Origin of the sequence: Burkholderia sp. AU16741 (assembly GCF_002223345.1) — a bacterium.
GTDB lineage: Bacteria > Pseudomonadota > Gammaproteobacteria > Burkholderiales > Burkholderiaceae > Burkholderia > Burkholderia sola.
Window position 1 is genome coordinate 782,476 of the sequence record NZ_NKEZ01000008.1, and the last position, 18,387, is coordinate 800,862.

At 68.1% G+C, this 18,387-nt stretch carries 11 protein-coding genes; 3 read left to right on the forward strand and 8 right to left on the reverse strand.

Annotated elements, in window-relative coordinates; all coding sequences use genetic code 11:
• The first annotated feature begins 97 nt into the window (after positions 1–97).
• The 3 genes from CFB89_RS23985 to CFB89_RS23995 all read left to right on the forward strand — a co-directional run bounded on the left by CFB89_RS23985 (position 98) and on the right by CFB89_RS23995 (position 3,344).
• Positions 98–1,147: an Ldh family oxidoreductase gene (locus CFB89_RS23985; RefSeq protein WP_089470035.1), complete on the forward strand. Its 1,050-nt coding sequence runs from the start codon at positions 98–100 to the stop codon at positions 1,145–1,147.
• 140 nt (positions 1,148–1,287) lie between these two features.
• The gene (locus CFB89_RS23990; RefSeq protein WP_089470036.1) at positions 1,288–2,568 is read left to right on the forward strand and encodes an MFS transporter; all 1,281 of its coding nucleotides are present in this window, start codon (positions 1,288–1,290) and stop codon (positions 2,566–2,568) included.
• Positions 2,569–2,612: 44 nt separating this feature from the next.
• Complete coding sequence (locus CFB89_RS23995) at positions 2,613–3,344, forward strand: ABC transporter substrate-binding protein (protein WP_089470037.1); 732 nt, start codon at positions 2,613–2,615, stop codon at positions 3,342–3,344.
• Positions 3,345–3,596: 252 nt separating this feature from the next.
• Here the strand turns inward: CFB89_RS23995 and CFB89_RS24000 are convergent, their stop codons facing one another.
• The 8 genes from CFB89_RS24000 to CFB89_RS24035 form a co-directional block, all read right to left on the reverse strand.
• Entirely contained in the window at positions 3,597–4,832 is a 1,236-nt protein-coding gene (locus tag CFB89_RS24000) for a S53 family peptidase (protein ID WP_089470038.1), read from the reverse strand.
• 33 nt (positions 4,833–4,865) lie between these two features.
• Positions 4,866–6,998 (reverse strand): polysaccharide deacetylase family protein, encoded by a 2,133-nt coding sequence (locus tag CFB89_RS24005; protein WP_089470039.1) that lies wholly within the window; start codon positions 6,996–6,998, stop codon positions 4,866–4,868.
• Positions 6,999–7,563: 565 nt separating this feature from the next.
• Complete coding sequence (locus CFB89_RS24010; RefSeq protein WP_144030157.1) at positions 7,564–8,211, reverse strand: hypothetical protein; 648 nt, start codon at positions 8,209–8,211, stop codon at positions 7,564–7,566.
• Between the two features lie 182 nt (positions 8,212–8,393).
• Positions 8,394–12,782: an autotransporter domain-containing protein gene (locus CFB89_RS24015; RefSeq protein ID WP_089470041.1), complete on the reverse strand. Its 4,389-nt coding sequence runs from the start codon at positions 12,780–12,782 to the stop codon at positions 8,394–8,396.
• A 463-nt stretch (positions 12,783–13,245) separates the two neighbouring features.
• A complete protein-coding gene (locus tag CFB89_RS24020) occupies positions 13,246–14,436 on the reverse strand; it encodes a M20 aminoacylase family protein (protein ID WP_089470597.1) in 1,191 nt (396 codons plus the stop codon).
• Between the two features lie 82 nt (positions 14,437–14,518).
• Positions 14,519–15,853, reverse strand: a complete 1,335-nt coding sequence (locus CFB89_RS24025) for a DUF3100 domain-containing protein (protein ID WP_089470042.1) — start codon at positions 15,851–15,853, stop codon at positions 14,519–14,521.
• 48 nt (positions 15,854–15,901) lie between these two features.
• On the reverse strand, positions 15,902–17,416 hold the full coding sequence (locus CFB89_RS24030) for an aldehyde dehydrogenase (protein WP_089470043.1): 1,515 nt from the start codon (positions 17,414–17,416) through the stop codon (positions 15,902–15,904).
• 54 nt (positions 17,417–17,470) lie between these two features.
• Positions 17,471–18,358: an NAD(P)-dependent oxidoreductase gene (locus tag CFB89_RS24035; protein WP_373559877.1), complete on the reverse strand. Its 888-nt coding sequence runs from the start codon at positions 18,356–18,358 to the stop codon at positions 17,471–17,473.
• Positions 18,359–18,387 lie beyond the last annotated feature (29 nt).

Consider the following 18,387-nt stretch of genomic DNA (forward strand, 5'->3'; position numbering starts at 1 on the left):
AACCGCTCCTGCACGATCATGTGCGAAACGCAAGCGTCGTGCTATTTGCAGCCGCTTGAACCGCGCGGTTTTCAAATCGAAGGAGACAACGCATTCCATGACCCAGCCTACTCCCACCCACGGCATCGTCACCCGGGCCCATCTGACCGAGCTGACCATCGAAGCACTCTGCACGCTCGGACTGACACGCGCCGACGCGACGGACACCGCCGCGATCCTCGTGCTTGCCGACCTGTTCGGTTTGCGTACGCACGGCACGAGCCGTGTCGAGTCGTACGGCGCCCGCCTGCGCATCGGCGGCATCAATCCCAAGCCTTCGATCACCGCCGAACAGGTGGCGCCGGCGCTTCACCGCCTCGACGGCGATAACGGCATCGGCCCGCTCGTCGGCCATCGCGCGCTCGATCTGGCGATGACCGCTGCACGCGAACACGGCATCGCCTGTGTGTTCGTGCGCGGCAGCAATCACTTCGGCCCCGTCTCACCCTATTCGTACCTCGCCGCACAGCAGGGGTTCGCCAGCATCATCGGCAGTAACGCGACAACGACGATTGCGCCGTGGGGCGGCACCGACGCACGCCTCGGCAACAGTCCCGTCGGCTTTGGCGTCCCGAACCCGGATGGTCATCCGTTCATGCTCGACATGGCGATCAGCGTCGCGGCACGTGCGAAGATTCGCAACGCGCTCAAGCGCGGCGAACCGATTCCCGGCGATTGGGCAACCGACGCGCACGGCAAACCGACCACCGACCCGAAAGCCGCCCTCGATGGCTTTCTGCTGCCGATCGGCGGCCACAAGGGCTACGGTCTCGCGCTGGTGGTCGACCTGTTCGCGGGATTGCTTTCCGGCGCGGCGTATCTCACGCACGTCAAGTCGTGGGAAGACGATCCTGAACAGCCGCAGAATCTCGGCCACTTCTTCATTCTCATCGATACGACCCGACTCGGCAGCACCGCGTGGCTCGCCACGCATATGACCGACTATGCGGCGATCCTGCACGGCTCCAAACCCGCCCATCCGGACGCGCCGGTGATCGTGCCCGGCGAGATCGAACTCGGTCGCCTGGAACGCCAGTTGGCGGAAGGCATCGATATCGGCGCGGCCCAGCTCGCCATGCTGGAAGCGATCGCGCATCCGCAGCGCTGAGGGCCTCGTTCGCGAGCGTGGCTCACCACGCTCGCGCGGTTCCGAATCCGGGGCGCGACTGCGCACCGACAGGCGACGGACCGGGCAGCGCGTTCGAGCGCCCGGCCGTCAAGCACATAACAAGCTCCAGGGAGCGACAGGTGACAAACATTCGATGGCGCATCGTCCTGCTGCTGTTCATCGCAGGCTTCATCAATTATCTCGACCGTGCGGCGCTGTCCGTCGCCGCACCCGCCGTCATGCGGGAACTGCGCATGTCGCCGGGCAGTCTCGGGCTGTTGTTTTCGACGTTCTTCATCGGCTACGCGGCATTCAATTTCATTGGCGGATGGGCCGCGGATCGCTGGGGCGGCAAACGCGTCTTCTCCTGGGCCGTCCTGACCTGGTCGCTGCTCTGCGGCGCGACCGGCCTTGCCGGCGGTTTTGGATCGCTGCTGGCAATCCGCACCCTGTTCGGGATGGCCGAAGGTCCGCTCGCGACGACGATCAACAAGATCGTGAACAACTGGTTCCCGCACAAGGAGTCGGCGACCGCATTCGGCTTCGCCAATTGCGGTCTGCCGCTGGGCGGCGCGGTTGCAGGGCCGGTAGTCGGTCTGCTGACGGCTGCTTACGGCTGGCGTGTCGCGTTCGCCGGAATCGCGTGTTTCGGCTTGCTCTGGCTGGTTTTCTGGGTGTGCATGGCGACCGACAAGCCGCACCAGCATGCACGCGTATCCGATGACGAACGCCGCCTGATCGAATCCGACCGAAGCGTGCCTGAAAGCCCTTCGGACATGCAGCCGCTCGGTTTCTACCTCAAGCAGCCCGTCATTGTCGCGGCGATGATTTCGTACTTCGGTTACAGCTACATCCTGTTTTTCTTTCTCACCTGGTTCCCGACCTTTCTGACGATGGACCGTCACCTGAGTCTGAAAAGCATGAGTCTCGCGACGGTGCTGCCCTGGCTGCTGGGATTCATCGGCTACGGACTGAGCGGCGTGCTGTCCGATCGGATCTTTCGCCGGACGGGCAATGCACTGCTTGCGCGCAAGCGGGTATTGATCGGCTGTCTCGGCACGGCAGGCGTATGCGTCACGCTGGCCGGCGCCGTGACCACGACGCTCGGTGCGCTGCTGTTGATGGCCGTCGCCGTGTTTGCCCTTTATCTGAGCGGCAGCGCCTATTGGGCGCTGATTCAGGACACGATCCCCGGCCCGAAACTCGGCAGTGTCGGCGGATGCGTACACGCGATCGCAAACTGCGCGGGCGTCCTCGGCCCGGCGGCAACCGGCTTTCTCGTGCAGGAAAGCCATACGTTCCTCAGTGCATTCTTTCTCGCGGGCGGTATCGCGTTGGCCAGCGTGCTGGCCGTGGCGATACTGCTGAGGCCCCGGGCATCGGCGCAACGCAAGTCCAGCGATGCGAGGGTCTGCGGCTGAAGGTCCGTGCTCCCATACGAATGTCAGTTCTTCACGCTATCCACATGAAACCCGATCCATCCATCATTCGCGCATTCACACCTGCCGGCAAGCTGCGGGCATCGATCAATCTCGGGAACCCCATTCTCGCGGGCAAGGAGCCGTCAGGCGCACCGACCGGCGTGTCGGTGGATCTGGCGCGCGCCTTTGCCGCCATGCTCGAGGTGGAGCTTGAACTGGTGGTGTTCGATACGGCGGGCAAGTCCGTCCAGGCGGTCAGCGACGAGCGGGCAGACATCGGCTTCTTCGCAATCGATCCACGACGAGGAGAAACCATCGCGTTTACCGACCCGTACGTGTTGATCGAAGGCTATTACATGGTGCGCGACGGATCGTCGATTCGCACCAACGACGATGTCGACCAGCCGTCGATCCGCGTGGCAGTCGGCGAGGGAAGCGCTTACGACCTGTTCCTCACTCGCGAGTTGAAGCATGCGCGGATCGTGCGGGCACGGACATCCCCGACGGTCGTCCGAACGTTCGTCGATGAAGGCCTGGAAGTCGCCGCCGGCGTGAAGCAACAGCTCGAGTCAGACGCACGTCAAGTCCCTGGCCTGCGCTTGCTCGATGAGCGATTCATGGTGATCCGTCAGGCGATGGGTTTGCCGAAGCGCCGCGGGGCGGCGGCGGCCGAGACGTTGCGGGTATTCGTCGAGGAAGCGAAGGCGTCCGGGTTCATCGCTCAGGCGCTCGCGCGGCACAAGATCAGCGGCGCATCGGTTGCGCCCACGGCGTAGGTCGATGCGGCCCGATGCGCGCCGCTTGTCGCGGAAACGTTATTCAAGCCGAAGGGCCGTCCCTTTGCATCATCCCACTACCGCGCCCGGGACTCGGGCGTCCGTCCGAAACGCGTGCGATCGATCGCGTCCGGGCCGCGCCGACGGCAAAGAGCGCTCACGTGGGCAACCACGATCTCGCGATGAGCTGATGGCGATCAGGTGGCGTCGGGTAAAGGGGCCCGCCTGCCCTCTTCTACGGCCGTCCCCGTGTCACGGCGCGGCGATCAATGCCTGAACCAGATTGGCGGCCATCGGGCGCCCGAGGCCGGTTACGTAGTCGTATCCGGTTGCCGCGGTGCACAGCGCGCCGCATGCGCCGTTCGAGCCGACGACGATGTCGCGGAAGTTCGTCGCGTAGGCGCTCGACGCGAGCCCGTACAGCACGCTCTGGATCGTGCTCACCGCGTTCAGCGTCGTCTTGCCGTGCGCGATGCGCACGCTGTTCGCGATCGCGATCAACGCGGACCATTGCGGTGCGCCCGCGCTCGTGCCGCCGACGACGAACCACCCGCTCTGCCCCGCATAGCCGTACGAATCGTAGACCGCGAAGCCGGACGCCGGGTCGGCGTCATAGGCGACGTCGGGCAGGCCGCGCAACCCGAGGCTGTCCGACGGCAGCCCGAAGTTCGACTGATACGTCGGCGCCGTCTCGACGGCGCTCTGTCCGCCGCCACTGCCGGCCCACGCCGTTTCGTCGACATAGGCGCCGCTCGCATCGGTTGCGATCGACGTGCCGCCGACGCTCAGCACGTACGGCGAGGCGGCCGGGTAGTCGACCCCGTTGCCGCCGTCGCCGGATGCCGCGACGAACGACACACCGTTCGCGCTGGCGAACTGTCCGTCGAATTGCGTTTCGGCCAGGAACTCGCCGCTCCCCCAACTGATCGACACGACCTTCGCGCCGACCCCGCCCGGTGCCGGACGCGTCGCGAGCGCGACCGCGCTCATCAGGTCATCGAGCGAACTCGACGCGGCTTCGACCAGCACGATCCGCGCATTCGGCGCGATCGCGTGCGCCCACTGCACGTCGAGCGAACTCTCGAGTGCCCACAGTGCGTCGGGCGGCGGCGGACGCTTGTCGGCCGTCGCGTACACCTTCGTGAAGCAGCGCGGCGACGCGCACGGCGGCAGGCCGAACGTGCGGCTGAACAAGCGCAGATCGGCCTCGACGTTCGGATTGTCGTACGCATCGACGATCGCGATGACCTGATCGTCGCCACCGTAGCCGCGCGCCGGCAACGCGTCGAATCCGTAGAAGCGGCGAATCTGCTGCGGCGACAGGCCCGCCGGATTCCGTTTCGCGGATCCATGCAGATGGAGCGGCGGCCGTGCAAACCCGCTCGGCGCTCGATGCGCGGACTGGGCGAACGACACGCCGGCCATCGACGCGATGCTCGCCGATACGGCCAGCATGCACAGCACACGCGCAAACGACGTTTGCTTCATGGTGTTCCCCGTTGACTAAGGAGCCGGCGCGCGTCAGTGCACCTTGGCGCTCGTGAACGACAGCGACTTGCCCGAACCCGCGATGACCAGCCAGTTGACCGGATCGGTGCTCACGACCGTCGCGCTGCCGCTTTTCACGCTCGGCAACTGGTACGTGCTCTTCGGCAACAGCCACGTCATGTCCTGCAGACTGGTCGGCTGCGTCGCGCTGAACGTCCAGCTCGTGCCGGTATCGGTCGCCGTCCAGTTCACGAGCAGGCGGCGCCGGTCGAACTGCGTGAGCTGATCCATCGTGAACCACTTGAACTGGCCGGTCGTCGCCAGCGACGCGGCGTAGCCGAGAATCGCCGTGACGACGTTCGGATACCACGACGCGCCGAGCGGGTGCATGTAGATCAACCGGCTCGTGCGGTTCGCGACGACGAAATTCATCAGCGACATGTACCAGTCCTGGACGTCCGTCGTCGGCACCGCGAACTCCTGGAACTCTTCGAACGTCGCATACTTGCCGAACGGCATCACCGGAAACGCCCAGATGCCCGGATTCAGCAGCGAGCCGTTGCGATACGCACGCGTTTGCGCGTTGCCGGTATGGCCGGTGAAGTAGTAGCCGGAGTAGCCGTTCGCTTCGAGCCAGTTCACCGACCACGTCGGCGTATTGCCTTCCGGGGCCGCCCACTCGACGTCCGGCTTACCCGTCACCGACTGCACCGCATTGTGGTTCAGCACCAGATACTGCGTGAACGTGCTCGCGTTGGTTTCGCTGGCGTTCGCCCCCCAGTAGTCGTGCGCCCAGCCGCCGTGGCTGCCGATCTTGTGCCCGCGCTTGAGCAGGAACGCGACCAGTTGCTTCGCCTGCGTATTGTTCGTCAGGTTGATGCCGAGACCGTCGCCGATCGTCACGTCGTCAGGGCCGGCCGTCATCACGATCGAATACGGGCCGCTGTTCCAGACGCCGTAATTCTTCAGGTACTGCGCCGGCTGAATCTGATCTCGCGCACAGAAGTGCCAGTTCAGCACCATCCCGGCCTGCGCGCGCGGCTGCAGCGACAGGTGCGGCATCGACAGGATGTTCGTCGTGAAGTAATGCAGGAAGCCGTGGATCGGCATGCCGTCGGTTTGCCCGTCGAGATACGCGAGCGGCAGGTTGACGAACATCACGCCGCCGTTTCCATACGCCTGATAGCCGGCGACGAGCCCGAAGTTCGGCGACGTCAGCAGCGTCGTGCCGGTATACGTGCCTTGCGTGACGTAGCTCGGATAGGTGAGGAAGCCGTATACGTAGCCGGAGATGCCTTCGAGCACGTCGGTCGCCGCGGCGGGCGACGCGCTCGCGAGCGACGTCGCGCCATTCGTCGCCGTCGATACCGGCGACAGCATCGTCGAGGTCGGCGCATACGATCCGGACCGGACCTTTGCACCGGCCGACACGCGCCCGAGATTCAGCGGCACGCCGGTCATGCGCCCGTTCACCGTCTTGTACGTGAAATACGCCTGATGGTTGTAACCGGCAAGGCCGCCCGGGTTCGACGGGCTCGGCTGCAGGTAGAGCAGCGGGTTCGTCGTCGAGCCGGTCGACGGCGTCGACGCGGTTGCGGCCAACGCGGTCGCGGCCGTCGTCGAGCCCGGCCATGCCATCGACTTCCCCGGAGGAACCTGTAGCGCGCGCAACGTGCTGCTCATGCCGGTCACGTTGCCGAGGCCGATCATGTTCCCGCCGAGCGTGTCGTAGAGCACGTAGTTGACGCCGGCCATCGAGCTGAAGCGCGATTGCCCGGCCGGATAGAAACCCGTCGCGTTCAGTACGCCGAAATCATAGACGAGCATCACGCGCCCGCCGTTCAATGCGTAGTTCTGGATCGCGGTCACGAGCGTGTCGTCGGCGACCGTATGCACCTGGTCGGGCAGGATGAGCCCCTGGTACTGCTGCAGCGACGCGCCGCCCTGCTTGAACTGCGTGTCGCTGATCAGCGAGATCTGCAGCCCCTCCTCCGACGCGGAATCGAGCCACGCGGACACACGCGGGTCCGGCAGCGTGAAGTTGTCCGGCAGCAGCAACAGCAACTGGTTCGACAGTGCGCTCGCCCGCCCGGGTGCCAACGTCATCAGGCAAACGGAAAAGACGATCAGAAACGCTCGTAGGGTCCGGATTGACTTGGCCGACATTTTTTCTCTCCCCGTAGGAGGTGGGATGACAGCCGATGCGCGACTCGTCACGGCCTGCGCGTTGCGCTCATCGTGATCGAGCGGTCTGCGTCCGGATCGGGGCGCGCCATCGGCTGGCGGCGCAGAGCGAACGTGCCGTGTTTCGGGCGCCCCGCGACGCATGCGCGTCGATTCGTCGGACGATCAGGAGTGCATGGCGACTATCGTTCCTACCGCCCCCGGTGAAGCGAACACCGTGCCAGTCTCGCAACTGCGTTGTCGGGACGGCCAGCGGCGATGTCGAGCATCCGGCACGGGAAAACCGACCTCAAAACGTTACAACGCCGATACGGCGCACGCGGCCGGTAATGGAATGAAGCGGCGAGAATCGTCTCGACGGACGATGCGAGGCAATTTGGCGCTGCGTCGGACGGGGCGCCCGATCGCTGCCGGCCTGGTCGGGCATCGGCAAGCGCGCCGTGGATCAACGGAAAATTCAACGGAAAATGATTCTGCCGTGCAACACCGGCGCGGCACGCGTGTGGCCCGCGCGGTGTTCGCGTGCGCGGCGTGCAAACAGATGGCCCTATCGCACCAGCACCATTTTTACGCAGGTCGGGCCGAGCGGTTCGCCATTGTCGGCAGACGCCCTGAGCGGGAATACCTCCACGGACATGCCTTGCCGTTCGAAGACATCGGAGATCCAGCGGCCGTGTTCGCCATAGCGCGATTGGCGCCTGAATCCCATGGACTCCAGTGCGCCCGTGAACCGCGCGAAATCCGGCTCGCATGTCGCCGGCAGCGGGGAAGCCGGTGTTCCGGGAATCGGGTCAAAGATCAGATCCATGCGCGGGCCTGTATCCCCGCGCGTCAGCCGTTGGAGGCTGAATGCCCAGTTACCTTGCAGGCGTTGGCCGTAGCCGAATTCGTCTTGGCCCAACGCTTGGGTCTGCACGCCAAAGAGACGGTGCACCGTTTCGGGCGTGATGTCGGTCACGCGATGGCTGCCCTGAATCAGCTCGAGCATGCCTTGCAGTGCCTGCGTTGCAGTCAGGCTCGCCGGGAATCGGGATTCGACGCGCGAGCCCGATGCCGCTTCGTCCGGTGGCTGCCCATGCACACTGCCGAATGGCGGGCATAGACTCAATATGATCACGATGGCAAAGCACACGGAAAGTGGGCGGCCGGCGCGCGCACCTGCGATCGTGCGATTTCCGATGTGTGTCTTTGTCATAGGGAATTTGCGTCGGTCAATCGATCGATTGAATACGACGACAACCCGTCACATCAATGGATCGCGAGCAAGCCCGTCGACAGGACCGAGCCGCTCGGGCACGCCCGACGGCGTCACAGTTTTGCTGGCCCGCTTCTTCGCTTCGAACCAAGACCCGTTTCACCATCGCCGTTCCCATGCGGTCAGAACCTGGAATTGACTCGCACATATGCCGACTGCGCCGACACATGGCCCGTATCGATCGTCGCATCCAGCCCGAGCGATACCGTGGTCGTCTTGGCGGCCTGCAGCGTGACGCTGACGCCCGTGGTCAGGAACGAGCGCGGCAGATCGGCCCCCGCCGCCGCGAACACGGTCCCGTCCTGGCTCTGCACCTGGACCACGCGGCGGCCGCGCAGCACCTCGTGCGCATAGCCGACGCGAAGCTGGACGTCGACCGGGCGCACGGCATCGCCGAACGCCTTGTCGAGCGATACACCCACGTACGGCTGGAGGCTCCTCGCGCTGTCGGGGCCGACGTGCAGGTTCTGGCCGTTGGCGCCGTCCTCCCCGAAACCGCTGCCGCGCACGTACGCATACCGCAGCCCGACGTGCGGCGCGAACCGGAAGCCGCCGGCCGCCATCGGCAGGCTGGCCTGCGTGGCGGCGGTGAATTCGTGGCCGAGATGGTCGCCTTCGGCGGTACCCGCGCTACCGAATGGCCGTTTCTGCGACAGGAAATCGAGACCGTAGCCGAGCGTGGCCGACAGGTTGACCGCGCCGATCGGCTGCGCGCCGTACAACATGACGCGCAGCGTGTCGATGGCGCCCGATGCGCCTGTCGTGTCTTCGGACAACGCGGTGTGCGTGTAGCCGCCGGCCGCACCGACCGTGGCGTCGCCGAGCCGTCCCTGCCCGCCCGCCAGGAACCCATACGCGTGCGTGAGGAAGCCCGGCGCGCCGCTCGTGCCGCCCACCTTGGTGCTGGACCCGCTGGCAACGGCCCACACGTTGCTGGCGCCGGCCGCGTCATCCTCCGGAGCCGCCAGACGCCCGAGCAGCGTCGAGCTGGCGCTCTGCGCCTGCAGCAAGGCCGTCGTGCCGAGCGCCGTATAGATCGACGTCCTGGTCGGCGCGATGATCGTCGGGCCGGCCGGCGTACCGGGGCCGGTCGGCTCGGCGAGCAGCAGGTCGACCGCGTTGGCGCCGTAGTCCACCGACGGTTGCAGCGCGCCGAGATTCGCGCCGGCCGTGGTGGTGACGACCTTCGCGAATTGACCCGTCACGCCGTTGGCCGCGCTCAGCACGGTGTAGCGGCGGGACGTATAGGTGCCGGGATCGAACAGAACGGCCAACGCGCCGTCGAGCGTCGCGGCACCGCCTACGCGCAGTTGCGATGCCTCCGTCGGGCTGACCTCGATCGACAGCGTGCCGCCGGCCGCCTGCGTATAGTTGCCGCCCACGGACAGCGTTCCGATCGAGCCGCCCGGCGCGACCACGCCGCTGCTGTCGACGTCGCCCGATATCGTGCCGTGGCCGCGCAACGCGCCGAGCGGATTCACCACGACATTGCCACCGAGCACCGCGCCGGCATTCGCCGCGTCGCCGACGGCCAACGTGCCGCCCGCCACCGTCGTCGTTCCGGAGAACGCGTTGCTGACACCGTTCAGCGTCAGCATGCCCGCGCCTTGTTTGACCAAGCCGCCGGTGCCGACGAGACTGCCGCTGAATGTTTGCGACGAATCGTCGGACAGCGTGAGCGCGTTGCCGCCCAGCATCACGCGGCTGCCTGCCACGCCGGACAGATGCGCGACCGTCTGGCTGCCGGCCGCGGACAGGTCGAGCGCGGCCACGGGGCCGGCCAGCGCGACCGACGTGGACGACCCCAGCCGCCCGGCGCCCGACAACGCGAGCGTGCCCGCGTTGACCGTCGTCGCCCCTGTATAGGTGTTCACGCCGGACAGCGTTTGCGTACCGCCCGCCACGGTCAGCCCGCCGCTGCCGCCGACGGTGCCGCCAAACGTGCCGGATGCATGGGCGAGCGTCAGCGTGCGGCTGCCGAGCGCGACCGTGCCCGTGCCGGTGAGCGCGTTGATCGTGGCGCCGGAAGTGGTCGCCGAGATGTCCAGCGTGCCGTTGTTGACGACGCCGCTCGAGGCGGCAATGCTGCCGGCGCCGGTCAGCGCCAGCGTGCCGGCATTGACCGTGGTGGCGCCCGTGTAGGCATTCGCCGCCGACAGTGTTTGCGTCCCGCCGCCGACGGTCAGTGCGCCCGTCCCGTCGAGGGTCCCGCCGAACGTGCCGGCTGCATGGGCGAGCGTCAGCGTGCGGCTGCCCAGCGCAACCGTGCCCGTGCCGGTGAGCGCGTTGATCGTGGCGCCGGCGGTTGTCCCCGAGATGTCGAACGTGCCGTTGTCGATGACGCTACTGGACGCGGCGACGCTGCCCGAACCGGTCAGCGCAAGCGTGCCGGCGTTGATCGATGTTGCGCCGGTAAAGCCGTTGGCGCCCGACAGCGTTTGCGTGCCGCCCGCCACGGTGAGCCCGCCGCTGCCGCCAATGCCGCCGCTGAACGTGCCGGCTGCACTGGCCAGCGTCAACGTGCGGCCGCCCAGCGCAACCGTGCCCGTCCCGGTGAGCGTATTGATCGTCGCCCCCGCAGTCGTCCCCGAGATATCGAACGCACCGTCGTTGACGACGCCGCTGGACGCGGCGACGCTGCCCGAACCGGTCAACGCCAGCGTGCCGGCGTTGATCGACGTTGCGCCGGTAAAGCCGTTGGCCCCCGACAGCGTTTGCGTGCCGCCCGCCACGGTCAGCCCGCCCGTGCCGCCGAGGGCGCCGCTGAACGTGCCGGCCGCATTGGCGAGCGTCAGCGTCCGGCCGCCCAGCGCGACCGTGCCCGTGCCGGTCAGCGCGTTGATCGTGGCGCCGGCGGTCGTCCCCGAGATATCGAACGTGCCGTTGTTCACGACCCCGCTGGAAGCGGCAATGCTGCCCGCGCCGATCAGCGCGAGCGTGCCGGCATTGATGGCGGTGCTCCCCGCATAGCCGGCAGCGCCGGCTATCGCGAGCGTGCCGCTTCCCGCCTGCACGAGGTTGCCCGTCCCGCTGATGGTGCCGCCATACGACACCGTGTCGCTGCGGTTGAACGCCAACGTGCCGTTGTCGACGATGTCGCCGACGACGGAGCCCGTGGTGCCGCCACTGCCGATCTGCAGCGTGCCGGCGCTGATCGTCGTGCCGCCGGTATAGGTGTTGTCTCCCGTCAGCGTGATCGTTCGGCCACCGCGCACGGCCACGTTGCCCGCCCCGGATACCACGCCTGACACCACGAGGTCGGTCGTGGTGGAATCGAAGGTCACGCGGGAGGCGGCATCGCCGAGCGTGACCTGGTTGGACAACGAGAGCCCCGCGGAGCCCGCGGTGATGGTGGTCGTCGCCCCGGCCGCCACCTCGAGGCTACCGACGATGTTGGACCCGGTGACCAACTGCAGCGTATTGTTCGTGCCGTTGAAACGGATGGCTGCCGCACGCGTCACGCCGTCCGCGTACAAGCCGCCCGCGATCGTGCCGCCGTTGACGACGACATCGCTGCCATTGGCGATGACACCGGCGCCGGCGGCCCCGCCGTTGCCGGCGCCGCCGCCGATCATGCCGACGTTGACCAGCACGGTGAAGCCGCCAGCGAGGTTGACGCCCGCGCCGCTGGCGCCGGCCGTGCTTGCGCCGCCGCCGCCGACGCCGCCCACACCACCGACGATGGTCCCGAGATTGGTCACCTGCGAACCGGGCCCCAAGGTCAGCAGCCCGTCGCCGCCGCCACCGCCGCCACCCGGGTTTCCGCCGCCGCCCCCGTTGCCGCCGTTTCCGCCGACGAGCGCCCCCTGGTTCGTCACCTCGCCCGCCGGTATCACCATGACCAGCCCACCGCCTCCGCCGCCGCCACCGCCGCCGTTCGACGCAGGACCCGACGTGCCGGCCCCGCCATTCCCGCCGGTGCCGCCCTGCACGGTCACGCCGTTGCCGACGGTCACGCTCGTGCCGGTCGAATACACGCCCGCGCCACCGCCGCCGGCGCCGCCGGCAAAATTGAATCCATCGAAGGACTGACCTGCGCCGCCTTGCGCGTTCGCGTTGATCACCGCATCGCCGGCGAGCACCACCGCGGGTGCGCCGCCGGGGCCGCCCTGACCGCTGTCGTTCGTCGCGCCGGTGCCGCCTGTCCCGCCCGACGTGGCGCCGCCGGGAACCTGGACCGTGGCGGAGCCTCCGCCCAACGTGGAGGAACCCCCGCCACCGCCGTTACCGCTGCCGCCGTTGCCGCTTCGGTCCGGGATGCCGTCGCCGCCGGGGGCGCTGCAATTCGCGATGGTGCCGGCAGAGCACGTGACGGCCCAGCCCGGGACAGACGCACCGGCCAGGCCGAGCGACACGCCGATTGAAACGATCGAAGCGATGGAAGCGCGGCGGTGCGCGGGCGTGGCGCCATGACCGGCGTCGACCCCGCCGTGTGACGCCTTCGTGCGTTCGGATACCACTTGCGGAGCACGCAAGCTACGGCTCCAGACCAGCCGATAGACCCGGTTCATGTCGATCCCCTCGGTGCATAGACCCATGGGCCTGGCGCTGGTCACGAAGAGGCTGTACCGATGGCGCGACGGACCCGTCGTTGTTGTCGTTCTATGGCGCGCCGATCCGCGGATACTGATTTTTCTGGCTCATCGGTCGGGGCGCATGCGCGCGCAATATAACACCTGCCGAGAACGCCCATCCAGGGCTGTCGCGCGGCCGCCACGCTCCAGGGGCGAGAGGAAGCGTCAGCACCGCGGACTACCTCTCGTGAGCGAGCCCGGCAACGTCGCGGCCTTCGCATCACGTTCTCGTCAAACGCCGCCGCGCTCGCTGCCCACGTCGATATACCGTGGGCGCATGTCCGGACATACGCTTGAACGCGTGACTGCATGCGGCTTGCGGACGGGCGCCCCCCACACCGAGCTCACCTCGGCGGCGCTCGTTCATCACGCTCGGCCGCGAAAACTCGCCACTGCCTGCCTACCGTGCCAAAACCCGCTCCACCAGCCTCACGAAATAACTCGCGCCCACCGGCAGCAACGCATCGTTGAAGTCGTAACTGGCGTTATGCAGCAGGCAAGGCCCGCCGCCATGCCCATGCACGCGATGATCGCCCACCCCGTTCCCGAGGAACGCATAACAACCCGGCTTCTCGCGCAGCATGAACGAGAAGTCCTCCGCCGCCATGGTCGGATCGACGGCGGCGTTCACATGCGCGTCGCCCACCAGCTCGCGCATCACCGTCACCGCCACCGCCGTCTGCTCGGCGTCGTTCACGGTAGCCGGATACTGGCGCTGGAAATCCACCTCGCTCTCGCAATCGAAGGCCGCGGCCGTCGCGGCCACCACGGCACGCATGCGCGTCTCGATCAGGTCGAGCGTCGCCTCGGAGAAGGTCCGCACCGTGCCGCCGAGCCAGGCATCGGTCGGCACCACGTTCATCGCCTCGCCCGCATGCACCTGCGTGACCGACAGCACCGCGCCGTCGATCGGATTGCGGTTGCGCGTAACGATCCCCTGCAAGGCGCTCAGCACCTGCCCCGCCGCGAACACCGGATCGCGGCCCAGGTGCGGCATGGCCGCGTGGCAGCCGGCGCCGCGCAGGTTGATCCGGAACAGGCTGGTCGAGGCCATCAGCGGCCCCGGCCGCACCGCGAAATCGCCGGCCGCGATGCCGGGCCAGTTGTGCAGCCCGAACACGGCATCCACCGGAAAACGCTCGAACAGGCCGTCCTCGATCATCGCGCGCGCGCCGCCGCCCGTCTCTTCGGCCGGCTGGAAGAACAGTTGCACGGTACCGTCGAACTCGCCATGCCGCGCCAGATGGCGCGCGGCCCCCAGCAGCATCGCGGTGTGCCCGTCGTGGCCGCACGCATGCATCGCGCCGGGCACCGTCGAACGATGCGCGAAGGTGTTGGCCTCCTGCACGGGCAGCGCATCCATGTCGGCGCGCAGGCCGATCGCACGCATGCTGCCGCCGCGCTTCAAGGTGCCGACCACACCGGTGCGGCCGACGCCGCGCGTGACGGCGTAACCCCATTGCTCGAGCCGCTCGGCGACGAGTTCGGCGGTGCGGAATACGTCGTAGCCCACCTCGGGATGGGCATGGATATCGCGGCGTATCGCCGTCAGTTCGTCGGCGTGCGCGACGATGGAATCGATCAGTTTCATGCGGATGGGAGCGCTCTCGTCGGTCGTCGCGGCACGGCGGCGGACGGCCATGCCGACCGCCGCCGTGCCGCGAGGCCTCGGGTCAGATATGGAACAGCTGCGCCACCAGGGTCGCGCCGATGAAGGTGCCGGCATTGGCCACGAAGGACACCAGCACGATGCGCCAGCCGAGCCGGCGGAAGGCCGGGATGTCCTTGGCGATCGACAGCCCCGCGAACACCAGCATCGGCGTGGTCACGCCAAGGAAATCGTTGTGCGAGCTGAGCGCGGCGATCTGCGAAGCCCACGGCGACCACGGCGAGGTCAGGAACATCGCCACCACCGATACCCAGCAGACCGCCGGAATCCGACGCCCCGTCACACGCGCCAGCGCATCGCCGACGATCGTCGCGCCCACCATGATCGCCATTCCCGGCAGTCCCGCCAGCGGGGTGGTGCCGTGGGCGATCCAGTCGCACACCAGCGCCATCGCGGCCGTCACGATCCAGGCGAGCAGCTTGCCGCCATAGCCGAGCGTGGGTGCCTCGGTCCGCACGTCGCCCAGCGACGGGCTGGCCGCCCCGGGCTGCGCCGATGCCTTGGTGGTGCGGCCGATCAGCGGCTCCAGCACGCGATAGCCCCAGACCGCGAGCGGCAACGAGATGAACAGCGTGAAGTAGGTGCCGATGGTGGTGGTGATCAGGTTGCTGGCCGCGGCGAACGCGAGCACCGATTTCGCCGTCTCCGGGTCCTGCTGCGCGGCGATCGCGCCCGACGCGGCCGCCATCATGCTGCCCGAGCCGACGCCCGAGCCCATCGCCAGCGCGAGCGGATCGAAGATGCCGAGGCTGCTCACGAAACCGGCGAACACGGCGATGAACACCGCACCGAACACGGTGCCGGTCAGGTACTCGGCCAGCACGCCGCGGCCCTCGGCCGAATCCATCCCGTACTTCTCGCCGATGATCGCCAGGCTCGGTTCGCGGCCTACCGAGAAGGTCGCGCCGATCGCCTCGCGCTTGATGCCGAGGAGCAACGCGAGCGGCAGGCCGAGCAGGATGGTGCCGACGAAGTGGCCGAATTCCTGGAAGGCCAGCGCCCAGCCCGCCGATGCCAGCTTGGGCAGTGCGCTGCCCACCATCAGCCCGAGCTTGGAAACGAACAGCAGCAGCGCCGGCTGCAGGATCGCGGCCGCGAAGAACTGGTCGGGCACGCTCAGGCGCGCGCTGCTGTTCCAGCGCGCGCTGGCCAGCCCCACCGCGGCGCCGAGCAGCAGCGCCCAGATCATCGGCAGCAGCACGACCTTGCCCGGTCCGATCTTGAACGTGAACGAGCCGATCCATTCCGCCACCAGCAGGATGCCGGCCGCGTAAAGCAGGACCTTGGCGGTGGCCGCGCCGCCCAGCTCGCGGCGCTCGATACCCAGTGCGTGTTCCATGACGAGTCTCCCCTTGAAGCCCGGCTGCCGTCGCATGCGGGCCGGTGGTTACAGATAACCGAACGCGGTGGGCGGCGCTTCGGCCGTCTCGACCCACACACTCTTGGTCTGCGTGTATTCGTACAGCGCCTCGACCCCGCTCGAGCGGCCGTAGCCGCTCATGCCGTAGCCGCCGAACGGGGAGGCCACGTTGATGGTCTTGTAGCCGTTGACCCAGAAGGTGCCGGCATTCACCTGCGCGGCCACGCGATGCGCGCGCGCCACGTCGGTGGTCCAGGCCGCGCCGGCCAGGCCGAAGTCGGTGTCGTTGGCGATCGCGATCGCCTCCTCCTCGGTGTCGAACGGGATGGCGGCCACCACCGGCCCGAAGATCTCGGTGCGCGCCACCTCCATCGCATTCGACACGCCGGCCAGCACGGTGGGCGCCACGAAGTAGCCGCCGCCCTCCCCGACGCGCTCGGCCGAGCCGCTGGCGAGCGTGGCGCCTGCCGCCACGCCGCGCGCGATCATGGACATCACGTGGTCGTACTGCTTGCGATTGTTGATCGGGCCGACCTCGGTCGCCTCGTCGAGCGGCGCGCCGACACGGATCTTCTTCGCGCCGGCAGCCACCATCGCGACGAATTCGTCGTAGACGGCGCGCTGCACCAGCAGACGCGAGCCGGCCACGCAGCTCTGGCCCGCGCCGGCAAAAATCGCCGCCTGGGCGGTCAGCGCCGCGCGCTTGAGGTCGGCATCGGCGAACACGATATTGGCCGACTTGCCGCCCAGCTCCAGCACGCAGGGCAGCACGCGGCGCGCGGCGGCCTCGGCGATGCGCGCGCCGGTGGCCGGCGAGCCGACGAACACCACCTTGCTCACCACGCGATGCGCGATCGCCGCCTGCCCGGTGGTGTGACCGAAGCCGGCCAGCACGTTGACCAGGCCGCGCGGCAGCCCGGCCCGCTCGCCGAGCCGGGCAAGCGCCAGCGACGTGAAGGGCGTCAGCTCCGACGGCTTGAGCAGCACGCCGTTGCCCATCGCCACCGCGGGCGCGACCTGCCAGCCGCAAGTGAACACCGGCGCGTTCCAGGGTGTGATCTGCAGCACCACGCCGGCCGGCTCGCGGCGCGTGTAGTTGAGGTGCGACGTCGGCACCGGGATCACGCTGCCGTAGAACTTGTCGGTCCAGCCCGCGTAGTACTCGAACATCTCGGCGACCTTGGCCACCTCGCCCCGGCAGTCGCGGATCGGCTTGCCCGACCCCAGCGCCTCCAGCCGCGCGACCGCCTCGGCCTCGGCGCGGATCGCGCGCGCCACTTCCTGCATCACGCGGCCACGCGCGGCATGCGTGAGCGCCCACCATTCGCGCTGCGCGCGGCGCGCGCTTTCGGCGGCATGGTCGATCACGGCCGCGCCGGCGTCGCGATAGGCGAGCGTGGCCTCGCCCGTCGCCGCATCGTCAAGCTGGATCGTGTCGCCCTGGCCGGCGACGAGTTCGCCGTCGATATACGAGCCGATCGTGGCGACACCGGGGAAGAAATGCGCGAAGGCGGCGAGCAACTGGTCTGCGTGCTGGGTCATGTCGGGTATCCGTATAAGTAGGTCGAACGGGATCGTGGCGCGAGCTGCCCGGCCTCAGGCAGGGTCGAGGAAGTCGACGATGCGGTTGAAGTCCTCGCCGTCGGCGACGGAACCCTCGCTGGCGGCCCACACGCGCGCGGCCTCGCGCGCCACCGGCGCCACGCTGTCGAACTGGTCGAGCAGCCCCAGCGCGAGCCGCACGTCCTTGCGCATCAGCTTCATGGTGAAACCGGAATCGAACTTGCCGTTGAAGATCCACGTCGGGTAGTTGGTCAGCGTCGCGCTGTTGCGCCCGGAGCCGCCGTTGAGCGCCTCGACCAGCTTCTCCGGATCGACGCCGGCCGCGTGCGCGGTGCGCACCGCCTCGCTGGCGACCAGCAGGTGCACGCCGGTCAACAGGTTGTTGAGCAGCTTGGTGACGTGGCCGGCGCCCACCGGGCCCACATGCACGCGCTTGGCGCTGATCACCGCGAGGATCGGCTCGATGGCCGCGATATCGCTGTCCGAGCCGCCCAGCACCATGGTCATGGTGGCGGTGGCCGCGCCCTTCGGGCCGCCGCTCACCGGGCCGTCGACGAAGCCGATGCCGCGCTCGGCCAGGGCCGCCGCCACGCGCCGCGTGCTGTCCGGATCGGCCGTGGTGGTGTCGATCACGATGCTGCCCGGCTTTGCGTTCTCGAGCACGCCGCCCGCGCCCAGCACCACCGCCTCGACCACCGCCGAGGTCGGCAGCGACAGCAGCAGCACGTCGGCGTCGCGCGCGATCTCGGCCACCGAATCGCGCGCCGACAGCACCGCCTGCCCGGCCAGCGCGAGCGCCACGCCGGGCGCCGCGTCGTAACCGAGCACCGTGTAGCCGCCGCGCCGCAGCGAACCCGCCATGCCGCGCCCCATGTTGCCCAGACCGATCACGCCCACCGTTTTCATCCGACGACTCCTGATAGCTGTTGGTTCGAGGCCGGCGCATCAGC

Coding starts and splice junctions, on each gene's coding strand:
- CFB89_RS23985 (WP_089470035.1), top strand. CDS start 98: ATGACCCAGCCTACTCCCACCCACGGCATCGTCACCCGGGCCCATCTG.
- CFB89_RS23995 (WP_089470037.1), top strand. CDS start 2,613: ATGAAACCCGATCCATCCATCATTCGCGCATTCACACCTGCCGGCAAG.
- CFB89_RS24000 (WP_089470038.1), bottom strand. CDS start 4,832: ATGAAGCAAACGTCGTTTGCGCGTGTGCTGTGCATGCTGGCCGTATCG.
- CFB89_RS24005 (WP_089470039.1), bottom strand. CDS start 6,998: ATGTCGGCCAAGTCAATCCGGACCCTACGAGCGTTTCTGATCGTCTTT.
- CFB89_RS24010 (WP_144030157.1), bottom strand. CDS start 8,211: ATGACAAAGACACACATCGGAAATCGCACGATCGCAGGTGCGCGCGCC.
- CFB89_RS24015 (WP_089470041.1), bottom strand. CDS start 12,782: ATGAACCGGGTCTATCGGCTGGTCTGGAGCCGTAGCTTGCGTGCTCCG.
- CFB89_RS24020 (WP_089470597.1), bottom strand. CDS start 14,436: ATGAAACTGATCGATTCCATCGTCGCGCACGCCGACGAACTGACGGCG.
- CFB89_RS24025 (WP_089470042.1), bottom strand. CDS start 15,853: ATGGAACACGCACTGGGTATCGAGCGCCGCGAGCTGGGCGGCGCGGCC.
- CFB89_RS24030 (WP_089470043.1), bottom strand. CDS start 17,416: ATGACCCAGCACGCAGACCAGTTGCTCGCCGCCTTCGCGCATTTCTTC.